Annotated in this window: 18 protein-coding genes, 1 other RNA gene and 1 pseudogene; 10 read left to right on the top strand and 10 right to left on the bottom strand. The window is 38.5% G+C overall.

The genetic code is table 11. The annotated features are described in order from the left end of the window. Positions 1 to 239 precede the first annotated feature (239 nt). The 5 genes from rseC to trmN all read right to left on the bottom strand — a co-directional run bounded on the left by rseC (position 240) and on the right by trmN (position 4030). A complete protein-coding gene (gene rseC / locus ABN217_RS16070) occupies positions 240 to 704 on the bottom strand; it encodes a SoxR-reducing system protein RseC (protein ID WP_072068725.1) in 465 nt (154 codons plus the stop codon). 12 nt (positions 705 to 716) lie between these two features. Continuing rightward, positions 717 to 1685: a sigma-E factor regulatory protein RseB gene (gene rseB, locus ABN217_RS16065; RefSeq protein WP_072068726.1), complete on the bottom strand. Its 969-nt coding sequence runs from the start codon at positions 1683 to 1685 to the stop codon at positions 717 to 719. Between the two features lie 46 nt (positions 1686 to 1731). Beyond that, positions 1732 to 2361: an anti-sigma-E factor RseA gene (rseA, locus tag ABN217_RS16060; RefSeq protein ID WP_349440905.1), complete on the bottom strand. Its 630-nt coding sequence runs from the start codon at positions 2359 to 2361 to the stop codon at positions 1732 to 1734. A 38-nt stretch (positions 2362 to 2399) separates the two neighbouring features. Next, complete coding sequence (gene rpoE / locus ABN217_RS16055; RefSeq protein WP_023581594.1) at positions 2400 to 2978, bottom strand: RNA polymerase sigma factor RpoE; 579 nt, start codon at positions 2976 to 2978, stop codon at positions 2400 to 2402. A 296-nt stretch (positions 2979 to 3274) separates the two neighbouring features. Beyond that, the gene (trmN, locus tag ABN217_RS16050; protein ID WP_115350081.1) at positions 3275 to 4030 is read right to left on the bottom strand and encodes a tRNA(1)(Val) (adenine(37)-N(6))-methyltransferase TrmN; all 756 of its coding nucleotides are present in this window, start codon (positions 4028 to 4030) and stop codon (positions 3275 to 3277) included. Between the two features lie 264 nt (positions 4031 to 4294). Here trmN and srmB point away from each other — a divergent pair, with 264 nt between their 5' ends. Further along, the gene (gene srmB, locus ABN217_RS16045) at positions 4295 to 5659 is read left to right on the top strand and encodes an ATP-dependent RNA helicase SrmB (RefSeq protein ID WP_197268988.1); all 1365 of its coding nucleotides are present in this window, start codon (positions 4295 to 4297) and stop codon (positions 5657 to 5659) included. Positions 5660 to 5804: 145 nt separating this feature from the next. Here srmB and grcA read toward each other — a convergent pair whose 3' ends face one another. After that, positions 5805 to 6188, bottom strand: coding sequence for an autonomous glycyl radical cofactor GrcA (gene grcA / locus ABN217_RS16040; RefSeq protein WP_023581591.1), 384 nt, complete (start codon positions 6186 to 6188; stop codon positions 5805 to 5807). A gap of 334 nt (positions 6189 to 6522) precedes the next feature. On the opposite strand from grcA, the gene ung reads away from it, so the two are divergent. After that, positions 6523 to 7203, top strand: coding sequence for a uracil-DNA glycosylase (gene ung, locus ABN217_RS16035; RefSeq protein ID WP_196553822.1), 681 nt, complete (start codon positions 6523 to 6525; stop codon positions 7201 to 7203). Positions 7204 to 7321: 118 nt separating this feature from the next. Here the strand turns inward: ung and grpE are convergent, their stop codons facing one another. After that, positions 7322 to 7933: a nucleotide exchange factor GrpE gene (gene grpE, locus ABN217_RS16030; RefSeq protein ID WP_196553823.1), complete on the bottom strand. Its 612-nt coding sequence runs from the start codon at positions 7931 to 7933 to the stop codon at positions 7322 to 7324. A 100-nt stretch (positions 7934 to 8033) separates the two neighbouring features. Here grpE and nadK point away from each other — a divergent pair, with 100 nt between their 5' ends. The 3 genes from nadK (at position 8034) to bamE (ending at position 11158) form a co-directional block, all read left to right on the top strand. Beyond that, positions 8034 to 8933: an NAD(+) kinase gene (gene nadK / locus ABN217_RS16025; protein ID WP_072068732.1), complete on the top strand. Its 900-nt coding sequence runs from the start codon at positions 8034 to 8036 to the stop codon at positions 8931 to 8933. Between the two features lie 87 nt (positions 8934 to 9020). Then, entirely contained in the window at positions 9021 to 10682 is a 1662-nt protein-coding gene (gene recN, locus ABN217_RS16020) for a DNA repair protein RecN (RefSeq protein WP_340893462.1), read from the top strand. 113 nt (positions 10683 to 10795) lie between these two features. Then, positions 10796 to 11158: an outer membrane protein assembly factor BamE gene (gene bamE / locus ABN217_RS16015; protein WP_036935295.1), complete on the top strand. Its 363-nt coding sequence runs from the start codon at positions 10796 to 10798 to the stop codon at positions 11156 to 11158. Between the two features lie 201 nt (positions 11159 to 11359). Here the strand turns inward: bamE and ABN217_RS16010 are convergent, their stop codons facing one another. Further along, a complete protein-coding gene (locus ABN217_RS16010; RefSeq protein ID WP_502929693.1) occupies positions 11360 to 11656 on the bottom strand; it encodes an RnfH family protein in 297 nt (98 codons plus the stop codon). Then, positions 11646 to 12080: an SRPBCC family protein gene (locus tag ABN217_RS16005; protein WP_006533588.1), complete on the bottom strand. Its 435-nt coding sequence runs from the start codon at positions 12078 to 12080 to the stop codon at positions 11646 to 11648. The genes ABN217_RS16010 and ABN217_RS16005 overlap by 11 nt, the downstream gene beginning before the upstream one ends. 155 nt (positions 12081 to 12235) lie before the next feature. On the opposite strand from ABN217_RS16005, the gene smpB reads away from it, so the two are divergent. The 5 genes and pseudogenes from smpB to ABN217_RS15985 all read left to right on the top strand — a co-directional run bounded on the left by smpB (position 12236) and on the right by ABN217_RS15985 (position 14359). Then, entirely contained in the window at positions 12236 to 12718 is a 483-nt protein-coding gene (gene smpB, locus ABN217_RS16000; protein WP_072068734.1) for an SsrA-binding protein SmpB, read from the top strand. A 59-nt stretch (positions 12719 to 12777) separates the two neighbouring features. Continuing rightward, positions 12778 to 13144, top strand: a transfer-messenger RNA (tmRNA) gene (gene ssrA, locus ABN217_RS15995). A 361-nt stretch (positions 13145 to 13505) separates the two neighbouring features. After that, a pseudogene (locus ABN217_RS15990) lies at positions 13506 to 13881 on the top strand (hypothetical protein). 162 nt (positions 13882 to 14043) lie between these two features. Then, on the top strand, positions 14044 to 14205 hold the full coding sequence (locus tag ABN217_RS20695) for a YnfU family zinc-binding protein (protein ID WP_215534280.1): 162 nt from the start codon (positions 14044 to 14046) through the stop codon (positions 14203 to 14205). Then, positions 14171 to 14359, top strand: coding sequence for a DNA polymerase III subunit theta (locus ABN217_RS15985; protein WP_349459634.1), 189 nt, complete (start codon positions 14171 to 14173; stop codon positions 14357 to 14359). Before ABN217_RS20695 ends, ABN217_RS15985 begins: the two co-directional genes overlap by 35 nt. Before the next feature lie 39 nt (positions 14360 to 14398). On the opposite strand, the gene ABN217_RS15980 is transcribed toward ABN217_RS15985, so the two are convergent. Continuing rightward, positions 14399 to 15781, bottom strand: a 1383-nt coding sequence (locus tag ABN217_RS15980; RefSeq protein ID WP_349459614.1) for a phage tail fiber protein, incomplete at its 5' end; no start/stop codon positions are given.

Below are 15781 nucleotides of genomic sequence, written 5' to 3'. Positions count from 1 at the left end.
CAAAGCGAAAACTCTATATTGCAGGAGTTATTATTGATGACGCATTCTACACACTAGAGACATTATACTCAAAGAAACGTTCATCAAACACAAACATTTATGCTAAGACCTACATTTATTTGTGATTTTTTTGAGGTAATTTCCAGATATCGAAGCGTGTTAATTTAAGATGAAAACGATAACGAAATTAGCCAAGCAAAAAATAATGGGGCCAATGCCCCATCTTTTTTATCTGCCAGCTACTCTTGAAATTGAACCTTAAGTTCATGAGGAGGAAGGCCTATTTGTAATATAACTGGCTCAAACCCTTCGTCTTTACTCCACCATGTTGCCACTTTTTTTGCTAATAAAAAACCAAGAAGGCCACCAGCAAGGCCACTACAAAAAATAGCAAATTCACTGGAAAACCAAAGGCTCGCAATGCCCGCAACAATAAATAGGCCAATAAGTGGCGTTAAGTACACCAACATAGCAGAAAGGAGTAAATTATTTTCGGGTATCCCTACTTCCACTTTTTGCCCTTCAACTAAAGGTTGTGCAACAGGAAGTTCGAGTTGATGAACAGTTTCGGGCCCTATTTTATTTAATAAATAAGAGCCACACGCAGCACGAGCTTGGCAACTACCACAGCCAGAAGAGGAACCGTAGCGCAATAACGCTCTTCCTTCATGCCAATGTATAACTGTTGCCCACTCTTTAACCATAACTTATACCTTTTACTTTTTCGTAAATACAACACTGTTAACTATCTTCTGTGCCGTAGAAAATGGTAATTGACCAATAAAGGTAATTTCATTGCCTTCTTTGTCATAGGTATAAATTGTATTACGACCATACCTTAACATTTTATCGCGTTCGGGCGAATTTGTTTGCTGACCACTTTTATTAACATAAATAGAGAAGTCAAATAAGCCATCACTAAATAAAATAGACTGACTAAACTCAGTTTCAGAAATCTGATGATTACTACGTTTTACTTCTTTGAAACCATCAGGTAACTCATTAACTGACCAGTTATAAACTAAAGATTTAGATTTAGGGATAAGTAATACTGGTGGCATATTCACAGTACGCAATGAATTCAATTTGGTTTCAACCTCATTGCCTTCATTCACCGTAATCACCCTAAATTGTTCAATAATGTCATTATTTTTATCTAAAAGATCCACTCTTAGAGGAAGATATCTTTCTTCATCAATAAACAGGACATAATCATAACGGTCATTATTTTTTGATAATACACGCACAACGCGACTTGGAATATCACCAATATGGGTTCTACCTGCATCGATAAAGTTATAATACCCTGATAACTCATTGAAATCTTGGTAGATAATAGCTGGGACATAGTCAACAATATGATCATTTCTTAAGCTAAAGGCATCTAATCCAGGCTCAAAATAGCTGATTTCATTACCACGTTGAACAATTTCACGACGTGTACTGTCCATTTGCATTAGCTGTGCAAGGGGTTTGCCATCAATAAGAGTATGACGATAGCGAATAGGAACAATACCTTGAGAATTGATATTGATAAAAGATAATTCATAGGTAGAAGTTTTACTTGTATGACCCATCTTTTGCAACAAAGCCTCGACACTACCTGTTTGAGGTTGTGCCAAGGCTTGTATCGACATTGACAGGCTGCCCACCAACAATAAGGCGGATAACCATGATTTTTTCATTACGACTGTTTCATTCCCACACGTTATTTATACATTCACGCCGTTATTATTGCTGTGCAACTACTGGTTGAGTTACACCTTGTTCATTCGCAGGTGCTTCATTTTGTGGTGCATTATAAATACGACGATCTAATTCGTACTGTTGCAACATTAAGCCAAGACGCTGATTGCGCTCTTGTAAACGTGTTTGCTGATCTTTGCCTAAAGTATCGTTTTGAAGATTTAAACTTACTGGTGCACCTGACCCCATGATAGGTTGGGTATTAAATACAGGTGTGTCTACTTGAAAATCTTCAGAACCATTCTTTCCATTATATTGCTGAACACCAACAATAACAGCTAATGAAACACAAGCCGCGACACCGATTTGAGTTAACTGACTTGCCCAAGGACGTAACGTTTGTAAAAAAGAGTGCTGACGCCATTGTGATGGCGCAGGTTGCTGCTCTCGTTGTTGTTCAGGACTTATGCGGACAGGCTCATTCTCTAAAGCGAGCGCAACGCGACTTGCGATATCAAAGTGGACTACTTCACCTACATCACCACGCATTGTGTCACGAATTAAATGGTAACGTTGCCATGTTTCCTTCATGGAGTCATCACGTGCAATTGTTCCCATTAATTCTTTATCAAGAACTTCGCCATCCATAAATGCAGAAAGTTTTTCTTTTTGCATGTAAAAGTACCCTTCAGTCAATGATGGTTCACCCACAATCAAAACTCTTGTATTAATGGTTGAACCTTATTATCAATAGCTTCTCGCGCCCTAAAAATACGTGAACGTACTGTTCCGACAGGGCAATCCATAATGACGGCTATCTCTTCATAGCTCAGTCCGTCAAGTTCCCGAAGTGTTATAGCAACCCTTAGATCTTCAGGTAATGACTCTATGGTGTGAAAAACCACTCTCCGTAACTCTTCAGACAACATTAAATTCTCAGGGTTCGAAATTTCTTTTAATGCGTTTGGTGATTCAAAATTTTCAACATCACTCGCATCTAAATCATTTGAAGGCGGACGTCGCCCTTGTGCCACCAGATAATTTTTTGCGGTATTCACCGCAATTCGGTAAAGCCATGTATAAAAAGCACTATCACCACGAAAAGAACCTATGGCTCGGTAAGCTTTAATAAAGGCTTCCTGCGAAACATCTGGCACATCACCCTGTGGTACATAACGGGAAATCAGGCTTGCTACCTTGTGTTGATAGCGGATAACCAGCAAATTAAACGCATTCTGGTCACCATTTTGTACCTTTTCAACCAACATTTGGTCCGTTAACTGCTCGCTCATTAGAGATGGACTCTCCCGAAGTCAAGCTTCGCACTATTTTTAAATGACTCCGTCATATTTACTCTCGTTATTCCTTCTCGTTTTTTATGAGCTACATGACTTAGAGCGTAAAAATAGTATGAAGTTCAATTCAATCATTATTTTAAGAGATGAATCACAAAAAAATTATCATGGTGATCACCAACCAATATGCAATTTGCCAATAAAGAAACGATAACACAATGATATTATTTAGATATATACGATTACTTACAACAATATATATTATCTTAAACAGTGTATTATTAAATATAGATTTAATAATATAAATAAAAGTCAGTTACCCAAGATTGAAACTTATCCGTGTAATGACCTTCATTATGACGAATAATAAGCTCTTCTATATTACATTCAATGCAACTTTCACTTTGTCTTTGAAATGCTAACAATATTCGATGGTAGGGTTTGTCCGCGCTATCTTTGATATTCACTCGCTTGACAATATTCCACTCTTTTTTTTCTGCTATTTCAATAAATTGTTCGCCAATAGCATAGGGCAACACAACACAAAATAAACCGTCGTCTGTAATAAGTGATTGTGCACTGTCCAATAATCCCTCATGCGTTAACGTTTTGGTATAACGCGCTTGTTCACGAACATCATTGCGACAAGCGATAGCAGGTTCAAAATAAGGTGGATTACTTACGATCAAATCATATTTATTTTTTATTTTCTCTGCATAATGATAAATATCATTATGATAAATGTGAATTAACGAATGCCATGGCGATCCTTGTGCATTTTCGGCAGCTTGTGATGCTGCATTTTCATCAAGTTCAATACCATCAATACACTCAATTTGGTTAGCCCGTTGAGCTAACATTAAAGCAACTAACCCACTCCCCGTACCGATATCAAGAGCTCTTTTTACATTCTCGACGGGTGCCCAGGCTCCTAATAAAACGCCATCTGTCCCTACTTTCATTTCACACTTATCATGAGCAACAAAAAATTGCTTAAATGTAAAACCGCCTTTGCGTAATCCCGCTTTTTTCACTTTCTTTTGATTCATCTATAAGCTCTATTGATTCGTATTACTATCTCTTTTTTATTACTTATCATTCATGTCATTGAAAAAGAGATATATGGTATGATAACGCTTCTGCAACCCCTATCTTAACATTAAACTATTTGTATACGATGCGCGCTTATTTAGATTAAGCCTAAAAACAACGAATACCTTCGTCTATCGGTAATATATAATGTGATAGCGGTAAATCCGCTGGCTTTTAGCAGGGGATAATGTCAAAATCCGCGCCCTAAACAGAGGTATACAATGACAGCCACGACATTTTCTAGTCTTGAACTTGATGAAAGTTTATTGACCGCATTAGAAGAAAAAGGATATCAACGTCCTACTGCAATTCAAGCAGATGCTATTCCAGCAGCAATGGATGGACGTGATATTTTAGGCTCTGCGCCAACAGGCACAGGGAAAACTGCGGCCTTTTTGCTTCCGGCAATTCAACACTTGCTTGATTACCCACGTAAAAAATCAGGTCCGCCACGTATTCTTATCCTGACACCAACACGCGAACTTGCCATGCAAGTTGCCGAGCAGGCAAAAGAATTATGTGCGCACACTCATTTAGATATCGCCACTATCACGGGCGGTGTTGCTTATATGAATCACGCTGAAGTCTTTAGCGAGAACCAAGATATCGTTGTTGCAACAACAGGTCGTTTATTACAGTACATCAAAGAAGAAAACTTTGACTGCCGTGCGGTAGAAATGCTGATTTTAGATGAAGCAGACCGCATGTTAGATATGGGTTTTGCTAATGATATTGAAACCATCGCGGGCGAAACTCGCTGGCGCAAACAGACATTACTATTCTCTGCAACACTTGAAGGTAATGCCGTCATTGATTTTGCACAACGTATCCTTAATGAGCCCGTTGAACTGAATGCTGATCCTTCACGTCGTGAACGTAAAAAAATTCAGCAATTCTATTATCATGCTGATAATCTTGAACATAAAACAGCATTACTGGCCGCATTACTAAAGCAAGACGATGTTAAAAAATCGATTGTCTTTGTACGTAAAAGAGAACGAGTAAGAGAGCTCGTCTCTGCATTAGAAAAACAAGGTATTAAATGTAGCTATCTTGAAGGTGAGATGGCGCAAACACAACGTAATGATGCAATAAAACGATTAGAATCAGGCCAAATGAATGTATTAGTCGCAACAGATGTTGCTTCTCGTGGTCTTGATTTGGACGACATCACCCATGTGTTTAACTTTGATTTACCTCGCACTGCTGACGTCTATTTGCATCGTATTGGTCGCACAGGACGAGCTGGCCGCAAAGGTATCGCCATTTCATTAGTTGAAGCACACGATCACCCATTATTAGGTAAGATTGGCCGTTATGTTCAAGAGCCAATTAAATACCGTGTCGTCGCTGAGTTACGCCCAACCACTAAAGCACCAAGTCAAAAAGCAACGTTTAAACCATCTAAAAAAGTGCTGGCTAAACGTAAAGCGAAAAAAGACGAAGAGAAAAAAGCAGTTAAAGAAAAAGTACGTGCTCGCGATCGTAAAAATATTGGTAAGCGTCGTAAAACGGCAACCAATAGCACGACAAAAAGTACAGTGCCAATAAACTCAGCAAAAGAAACACTGACAGATAGCGAATAATCTGCATTATTTCTTCATTTATTTAGAGCCGTAGTGAATTAATATCGCTACGGCTTTTTTATTTATCAATGTGAAATTTTACACATAAAAAAGCCCGATATTTTCATATCGAGCTTTATCAATAACTTATTACTTTAGTGAAAAATTACAGACTTTCAGTGAAAGTACGGGTAATAACATCACGTTGCTGTTCTGGAGTCAATGAGTTAAAACGCACTGCATAACCAGAAACACGAATAGTTAATTGAGGGTATTTCTCAGGGTTGTTAACTGCATCTTCCAGTGTTTCACGGCTTAATACGTTAACGTTTAAGTGTTGACCACCTTCTACACGAACAACCGGTTTAGATTCTACAGGCACTTCACGGTATTCGATATTGCCTAATTCTTTACGGTTAATCACTTGGCCTTCTTCAAAGCCTTTTTTAGCACAGATGCAACGCGCTTCGCCGTTTTCATCATCTAATAACCAGAAAGAGTGTAATAAATCGTCGTTATCAGCTTTAGTAATTTGGATACCAGTAATCATTTCGACCTCCAATATGGGCACAAAATCAAATTCTAATCTTGGATCAGAACTTGGGTATTTGGTCTAACCAATGTTTCTATCTACTTATATACCAGTATAAATGGCGCCATTCTTTGATTAATATCAATAAAATTCATAAGCACTTTACCAACCAAGGTGCAAAGTGTTGTTTTAAATCAACAATCGCCCTCTCTTGATTTGCAATTTTTTTTGTAAATTTTAAAAGAAAATTTGAGAACTCAATTAATTCTAATTTTTAAACTGTTATATTTTCATTCATTCAATGATATCTGTAAGCTTAGGCACTATAAGATATCAATAAGGATTTTATGTTATGACTACTGCATTAACTTGGCATGATGTAATAGGTGCTGAAAAAGAAAAGCCTTACTTTCATCAAATTATGTCTCAAGTCGCGCAACAAAGAGAAGCAGGCAAAATTATTTATCCCCCTCAGGAAGACGTTTTTAATGCTTTTCGTTTTACACCTTTTGAAAATGTGAATGTCGTTATTTTAGGACAAGATCCTTATCATGGCCCAAACCAAGCTCATGGACTCTCTTTTTCAGTACGCCCAGGTGTACCTGCTCCCCCTTCACTCGTTAACATGTATAAAGAGCTTGAAAAAGAATACCCTGATTTTAAGCGCCCTAACCATGGCTATTTAGAAAGTTGGGCAAAACAAGGGGTTTTATTGCTTAATACCGTATTGACCGTAGAGAAAGGCCAAGCACATTCTCACGCTAATTATGGTTGGGAAATATTTACAGATGCTGTTATTGAGCAAATTAATCAGCGTAGAGAAGGAGTTATTTTCCTACTTTGGGGAGCTCATGCTCAGAAAAAAGGTCGTTTTATTGATACAAAAAAACACGTTATCTTAAAAGCCCCCCACCCATCACCACTTTCTGCACATAGAGGATTTTTAGGCTGTGGTCATTTTAAACAGGCTAATGATATTTTACAGCAACAAGGCCGAACACCTATCAATTGGTATCTTGATGCGATTGAGTAAGTCCTGCCTTTAAAAATGTAAAACCGCACAATAACTAGAAGATTTATAAACTTCGTATTGTGCGGTTTACTTTATCTACACTGAATAAAACGTGTGATAACGAATACTTTTATTAATGCTATTTAGAAACGATAACCATAGCTGGACGTAATAAACGACCATTCAAGGTATATCCTTTTTGCATAACATCAACAACATGATTAGACTCATGTTCAGGGCTATCAATCAATGTCATCGCTTGATGAACATCAGGGTTGAATGCTACATTTTTTTCTTCAACTACTTCAATGCCAAATTTACGTACGGCATCTAAGAATGACTTCAGTGTTAACTCTAACCCTTCAATCATTGGTTTTTGCGATTCATTTTCATGATCAGCAGCAGATAAAGCGCGCTCTAAATTATCAAGTACTGGCAATAATTCATTAGAAAATTTTTCAAGTGCAAATTTATGTGCTTTCTCAATATCTTGTTGAGTACGGCGACGTACATTTTCAACTTCAGCCAAAGCACGAGCCATAGCTTCACGCTCTGTTTTTTGTGATTGCTCCAGTTGTTTTTCGAGAGAATCAATACGCGCTAACGCCTCAGCTAACTCAGCTTGAGCATTAAAATCCGCTTGTGCTTCTTCGGTCATTACCTGCTCTTGAGATTCATCCATTACAGATCCCATTCCTTCTTTTTCTTTTGAGACTTGCTCTTCATGTATATTTTGTTCTTTACTACTCATGAACATCTCCGCGTAGTTTTGGTATTCATCTTCATATTTAGTTTATTATGGGGATCAATAAACGGGTTTCAAGGAATTGGCGCAAAACGAGGGTAAAAAAATGCCAGATAATACCGTAACGGAAAAAAAACACTTTAAATGTATTGGCATTGTCGGCCATCCCCGCCATCCAGAGGCACTTTCAACACATGAAATGCTTTATCATTGGCTACAAGCTCAAGGCTATGATGTTATTATTGATACACAAGTCGCTCAAGAGCTAAAACTTAAAAATGCACAAACGGGTGATTTAACACAAGTGGGTAAAATCGCTGATCTTGTGATTGTCGTCGGAGGTGATGGCAACATGCTCGGTGCTGCGCGTGTGTTATCTCGCTATAATATCAAAGTAATTGGCGTTAACCGTGGTAACTTAGGTTTTCTTACTGATCTCGATCCTGATAATGCCTTACAACAATTAACCAATGTTCTTGCTGGGCATTATCGTGAAGAAAAACGGTTCTTACTTGAAGCTCGAGTCTGCGCTGAAGGTCAAAGAACACGTATTGGTACAGCGATAAATGAAGTAGTGCTTCATCCTGGTAAAGTGGCTCATATGATTGAGTTTGAGGTTTATATTGATGATCGTTTTGCCTTTTCACAGCGTTCTGACGGTTTAATTATTGCTACCCCCACAGGCTCAACTGCCTATTCATTGTCTGCTGGAGGCCCCATTTTAACTCCTAATCTTGATGCTATTGCGCTTGTACCTATGTTCCCCCATACCTTATCAGCACGCCCTTTAGTTATCAGCAGTGATAGTCAAATTCGCCTAAAATTCTCACAAACGAATATTGATTATGAAGTCAGTTGTGATAGTCAATTAGTCTTACCTATAAAAGAAGGTGATGAAGTCATCATTAAACGTAGCCGTCAAAAACTCAATTTGGTTCATCCTACTGATTACAATTATTTTAATACACTCAGCTCAAAATTAGGTTGGTCAAAAAAAATGTTCTAATTTTTGTGCCTCGCTACTTTACTGTATAAAAAACCAGTTTATACTGTATGTAATCACAGATATGTTTTTATACACAGGAGAGGCACTATGCTGACTCAATTAACTATTAGTCATTTTGCCATAGTCCGTGAACTTGAAATCGATTTTTCTGGTGGCATGACGACCATTACGGGTGAAACTGGTGCAGGTAAATCTATTGCAATTGATGCGCTAGGTTTATGCTTAGGTAACCGTGGTGATGCAAATATGGTGCGCCCAGGTGCAGCTAGAGCTGATTTATGCGCACGATTCTCACTCTCTGACACGCCATCGGCACAACGTTGGCTTGAAGAACATCATCTTGATGACCATAACGAATGCCTATTAAGAAGAACCATTTCTGCTGATGGGCGTTCTCGTGGTTTTATCAACGGTACTTCCGTACCCCTTTCACAATTAAGAGAGCTAGGTTCTTTACTTATCCAAATTCATGGGCAACATGCTCACCAACAACTTTTAGAGCCTCGTTATCAAAAGCACCTGCTTGATATTTATGCTCATGAACCTGCTCTATTAAAAAGCATGAAATCTGCCTATCAAACATGGCATCAAAGCTGTCAGACATTGGCCTCGTTTCAACAACTCTCTCTAGAAAGAGAAGCTAGGCAACAACTGGTTGATTATCATTTAAAAGAGCTTAATGAATTTCAGCCCATTCAAGGCGAATATCCTGAATTAGATCAAGAATATAAACGTCTTTCCAACTGTGGACAATTTTTGACTTTAAGCCAAAATAGTTTACAAATTTTAAGTGATAATGAAGAACAAAATATCTTAAGCATGCTCAATGTTGCCAAGCATGAAATTACAGAATTGGCATCAATGGAAAGCCAATTTAATTCGTTATTAGAGATGCTGGATGAAGCCACGATCCAAATTAGTGAAGTTAGTGACGAACTTCGCCACTATAGTGATCGTTTAGAAATGGACCCTAACCGCTTATTTGAAGTTGAAAAACGTATGTCTAAATACATAAGTTTGTCACGTAAGCATCGTGTAGCGCCTGAAGAATTATATGACCTTCATCAGCAATTAATTGAAGAAAAGAATGCCCTACTTCGTCAAAATGATGATTGTGACGCTTTAATAGAACAAGTCAAAGCTGACCATTTAATTGCATTAGATGTTGCAAAGCAACTGCATCAAGTTCGCCAACAATATGCAAATGAATTAAGTCAACTTATCACTAACAGTATGCATCAGTTATCAATGCCTCATGGTTACTTTACTGTTGATACCTATTTTGATGACAGCTCACTGCAAATCGATGGTGCCACAAAAGTTGAATTTAATGTCACCACAAACCCAGGACAACCTCATCAAGCGCTTTCTAAAGTGGCTTCTGGTGGTGAGTTATCTCGTATTGCGCTCGCAATCCAAGTGATCACAGCGAAAAAAATGGATACACCAGCCCTGATTTTCGATGAAGTCGATGTAGGGATCAGTGGCCCTACAGCCGCTATCGTAGGTAAATTATTGCGAGAATTGGGTGAATCAACTCAAGTAATGTGTGTTACCCACTTACCTCAAGTAGCTGGTTGTGGACATCAACACTATTTTGTTAATAAAGAGACAAATGGTGAAGAAACTGAAACCACAATGAAACTATTATCGAAAAAAGAACGTTTACAAGAGCTCGCCCGTTTATTAGCAGGAAGTGAAGTCACCAAAAACACCTTAGCAAATGCGAAAGATTTGTTGGCTGCATAACGATTAACAAACTTTTATTGATATTTAGGGTCATAGGCAGAGCGTGAAAGGTTTTCAATTGCTGCGTTGTCGATTATCATCGTCACTATGACCCTAAAAGGAATGTAATAACCATGCGTTTTAAACTGTTAAAAGTTGCCGCCTTATCTTTAGTCGTAATGACTTCAGGTTGCTCTATGTTCGAGAGACTGGTTTATCACCCAGATATCAATCAGGGAAATTATTTAACACCAGCCGAAGTCGCAAAAGTTCAGCAAGGAATGACACAGCAGCAAGTTCAATTTGCCCTTGGTACGCCAATGCTTAAAGATCCTTTCGGAAGCCAAACTTGGTATTATGTTTTCCGTGAAGAGCCAGGTCACCAGAAAGTACGTCAAGAAACGCTGACACTAACTTTTGATAGCAATGGCATACTGACTAAGATTGATAAACAAGGCAATATGCCTAATTTCTCAGCGCCTGCAACAAAAGCATAATGCTATCATCGCGCTAAGAAAACTTAGTTTTGTATAAGATTGGCAAAAACGAATTGCACCCCATACGTTAAACTTTACGTTGGGGTGTGTTTTTATAAAGAAAAATTACTTTATGGTAGTGTTATCTTTTATTGTATCTGTCTGTAATCAAGTGGCCTATTAATGCAGTATGTGACACCCTATATTGGGCAAAACATGATATTAATCCGCTTTTTGTCGTGCTTTTTCTGCACGTTTACGACGCATTTCTTTAGGATCGGCAATTAAAGGTCGATAAATTTCAACTCTATCACCGTCTCTCACATTATCACTTAGCTTTGCTGGACGACTATAAATACCAACTTTATTCTTAGTTAAATCAATATCATTACAAATCGTTAAGATATTTGAAGCAACAATGGCTTGTTCAACAGTGTCCCCTAGCGTTAGTTCTACAGGGATAAGGTACTGTTTATCGGGTAACGCGTAGGTTACCTCTACCCATATTTTAGTCACGATAGATCTCTTTCGCTCTGTGAGTAAATGCTTGAACCATATTGTTCGTTAAATCTTTAAAAATACGGCCAAAAGCCAACTCAATTAGTTTATTAGTGAACTCAAAGTCTAGCTGAAATTCTATCTTACACGCATTATCATCGAGTGCGGTAAACACCCATCCCCCAGTCAATTTACGAAAGGGGCCATCAACAAGACGCATATCAACACGTTCATTAGTCTTTAAAAAGTTATGGGTAGTAAATGTTTTACTAATTCCCGCTTTTGAGACATTTATTGATGCAATCATTTCTTCTGGTGTGCTTTTGATCAGTTTACTTCCAACGCATCCTGGTAGAAAATCAGGATAAGTAAGAACATCATTAACCAGTTTAAACATTTGCTCTGTACTAAAAGGGACGAGAGCAGATCGACTAATCTGAGGCATAGTTATTCCTGTACGACAACACTGTGTGGATCATATCATTGAACAGTGACTAATTAAAAATCTAATGGAATATAGCTTAAGTTTTATGCAATTGAAAAGAAAACAGTCGGTTAAATGATTTCTTTCTGTTGCTCATACAGTATAATGTGGACATTATGACAAAGAAAAAATCACACAAACCTGGTTCCGCGACCATTGCGTTAAACAAACGTGCTCGCCATGAATATTTCATCGAAGATGAGATTGAAGCGGGTCTGTCGTTACAAGGCTGGGAAGTTAAATCACTGCGTGCAGGAAAAGCCAACATCAGTGATAGCTACGTTGTCATGCGTGACGGTGAAGCTTATCTTTTTGGTGCAACCATTACGCCTTTAAATGTTGCATCATCTCATGTGGTTTGTGATCCGACACGTACCCGTAAACTGTTATTAAAACAACGTGAACTTGATAACCTTTATGGTCAAATCAACCGTGATGGATACACCGTCGTTGCGCTTTCTCTTTATTGGAAAAACGCGTGGTGTAAAATTAAAATCGGCGTTGCTAAAGGTAAGAAAGATCACGACAAACGTGAAACCATTAAAGATCGTGAGTGGAAATTAGACAAAGCACGTATCATGAAAAATGCTAACCGCTAAATTGCGTTAAGTACTAGCAATTACAAGTATTTTTCTGATATACTCACTTTCAACAACTTGGGGCTGATTCTGGATTCGACGGGATTTGCGAAACCCAAGGTGCATGCCGAGGGGCGGTTGGCCTCGTAAAAAGCCGCAAAAAGATAGTCGCAAACGACGATCAAAAACGCGCACTAGTAGCTTAATAACCTACTTAGAGCCTTCTCTCCCTAGCTTCCGCTCTTAAGACGGGGATCAAGAGAAGTCAAACCCAAAAGAGATCGCGTGGAGACCTAGCTTGGGGTCAAAGCGTTAAACTTAATCAAGCTAGCTTATTTATGGCGTGTCTGTCCGCAGTAGGTAAGTGAATTTAAAGACTAGACTAAGCATGTAGTACCGAGGATGTAGAAATTTCGGACGCGGGTTCAACTCCCGCCAGCTCCACCAAATTTGGTGGGTCAGTGATAGGACAACGATTTCAAAAACAAGAAGTTAGCGAAATCATCAAGACTACACACTGACAACAAAAGGACTTGAAAGTGCACGCGAAATGCACGTGCATTTGAATAAAGAACCCCGAGGGTAACTCCTTGGGGTTTTCTATTTGTAACAAAGTGTAATAAAATATTTCATTCAATCCCTTCGTTAGAAAGAATTTCTGAGCAATATTAATTCATTAAATACGAAATAATATGCATATCACCTAATCCGCTTGCTTAACACGTCAGGATGATAAACCCTTTTATTTGTATGTCTTATTGGTTCCTTATTGTAGGATGGATGCAACCCACAATAAGGAATGCTAAAAATTAGAATGACTTCACGCAAAAAAAGAGATAATGGAATTATTTGAACCCGACAATCTTGAATTGGTAACGGGTGAAATTGGCGCACCACCTTTCGACGTTTCAGGTGTAGCTTATATGCTTAAAGGAATGGATTCTTTTGATAAGAAAAGTATTCTCGAATCTACTCGCAGAACATTAGATAGTATGGTTAAAGATGGCTTGTTAGAAAAAATATCCAGCTATGAGAGGTGACAAAACAAACACCAAGGCTCAGGTAGCTCTCCAGGTGTTCATTGTGTCGTTAGTCGGTATGGCTTATGTGGAAAGTGTCGTATTGTGAAATGCGAAGATGACGGAGAGGATTTTATTGAAGGTGAGTGTATGGTAGTTGGCTAACCAACAGGCAGTTTCTGGCACCTTAAATACTCAAACGTACTTGCTGTGCTTTATCATGTGGTGTAATAAAACTTGTCACCACAAATAAAAGAACAAAAATTAAGCAATTAAATACAAAGTAGCGTACACTGAATCACGATATCCCTATAATGGGTGAAAGATATGAAAGCTTTTAATGTGATCAGAATGTTTCAAGACGCACTAGTAGAAGTTACCTGCCCAAGTTGTTCTTATGTTGCCAAACAAAACAAACATAAACTTAAGAAAAACCTAATCTTATTGTGTCCGAATTGCGGTTACATGTTTTATTTCAATAAAATATAAAACTAAACTCAATATGCTGGCTATTGCCGTAGAAGTTGAACGACAACAACCAGCACATTTGAGAGCGTACTTTAATGAACGATTAGCGTTTTATCGTGAGAGAAGCAAGAAGTTGCCAGATGCTAATTCTGTGCAGTATTTAAAAACAGAGTAGTGCCGATGCTCGATGGAACCGACCGAGTTATATAATCAATCAGTTATCAATTTCTGGTGCGCTATTGGTGTCCTGATTTTCCATCTCTTCTTTTTGCCTGCGCTCCTCTTCCGCTTTCTGAGCTTCTTCCATCTCACGCATTCTCACGTTATAGATTGAGCCTTCTGGCATCTGTACACGCACGGAAATAAAACGACCATCAGGGATATCAATTGGGTCGCCATCATTATAGCCATCAATATCATTACGGGCGAACTTAGGTGCGTTGGGGTGAGTTCGGTGATACGTTTTAACGAGAATCGAACCGTCTTTATTAACTTTAGAGTTAACCCAAATAAGGGGTTGTTTATTTACATCGAGTGGAATTTCAATACCGCCATCAACACCGCCCCAGCCTGCGTCAGCGTTAAACCCAAGAACTCCTTCAATGAGATACTCACCTTGAGCTACTCGAGTAACCGTAGCACCTTCTGATTCGTCGTTGGTGGTAAATGTACCGTTGGGATAAATGTCAATGATGGGAGAGGCTCGTTTAATAAAGCCATTACTATCTATCGTTGTATTTGCAGAGCCCCATGTTTCAATCCATCCGCTATATCTATTACCTGCACGGGTTTTATATGCTAATGATTTTGTACTCGCTTGTATTAGCGTTAAAAATCCCGTCCCATCAGTTCCCCCATTCCTGGCACCAACAATAATCGAGCCATAATTATCATGAAAGTTCTTCGAATCCCCTCCTGATGCGGCAAAAAAACCACTGTTATTGATTTCATGAGCATCTGTAAATGTTGGTGGTACTGCCCCTGACTTTGAACCGCCACCGATTCCGTAATCACCGGGACTCACTAGTTTTATCCAATCAACCCACTCGTTAGTTGATGTCCGCCTATATGCAACTCCTTCAGGAGTAATCTGTAGCTGAACATTATTGCCTATATTTCCCCCGCCACGAACCATGCTGAATAACGGATAATAATTATTCCAGTAATTAGTTCCATTACTACCCGGTGGTGTAGCTACACCTGTGAATTTTATATCATTTGCATTAGGGGTATGCTTATCTCCCGTTGTGTTTGAACGGCCTAATCCAAAATCACCAATATGAATAGTTTTTTCATCATCCGCTTTTTTACTAATATCCCCCTGCATCTTCTTAATGCTATCGAGTGTGATAACTTCACCATTTGGCATCTCAATTTTTGTCTGCCCTGTTTCACTCATCCATGTATTCATTGCATCAAGGAAATATTGTGTGTATGCATTTATTGCAACCATCGTTCTTGCTGCATCACTATTATTATCTGGCTCAGTAATATGAATTGAGAATGTGGTGTTAGTTGCTGTGGCTAATGCAGGTTGTGCTAATACTAATTCAGTATCGGAATTAACGGATTTAATCATATACGGAATATTCGTATT

Source organism: Proteus sp. fly-1067 (genome assembly GCF_040139345.1).
Lineage (GTDB): Bacteria > Pseudomonadota > Gammaproteobacteria > Enterobacterales > Enterobacteriaceae > Proteus > Proteus vulgaris_B.
The sequence above is the reverse complement of the archived record's forward strand: the minus strand, read 5'-3'. Positions and strand labels throughout refer to the sequence as shown.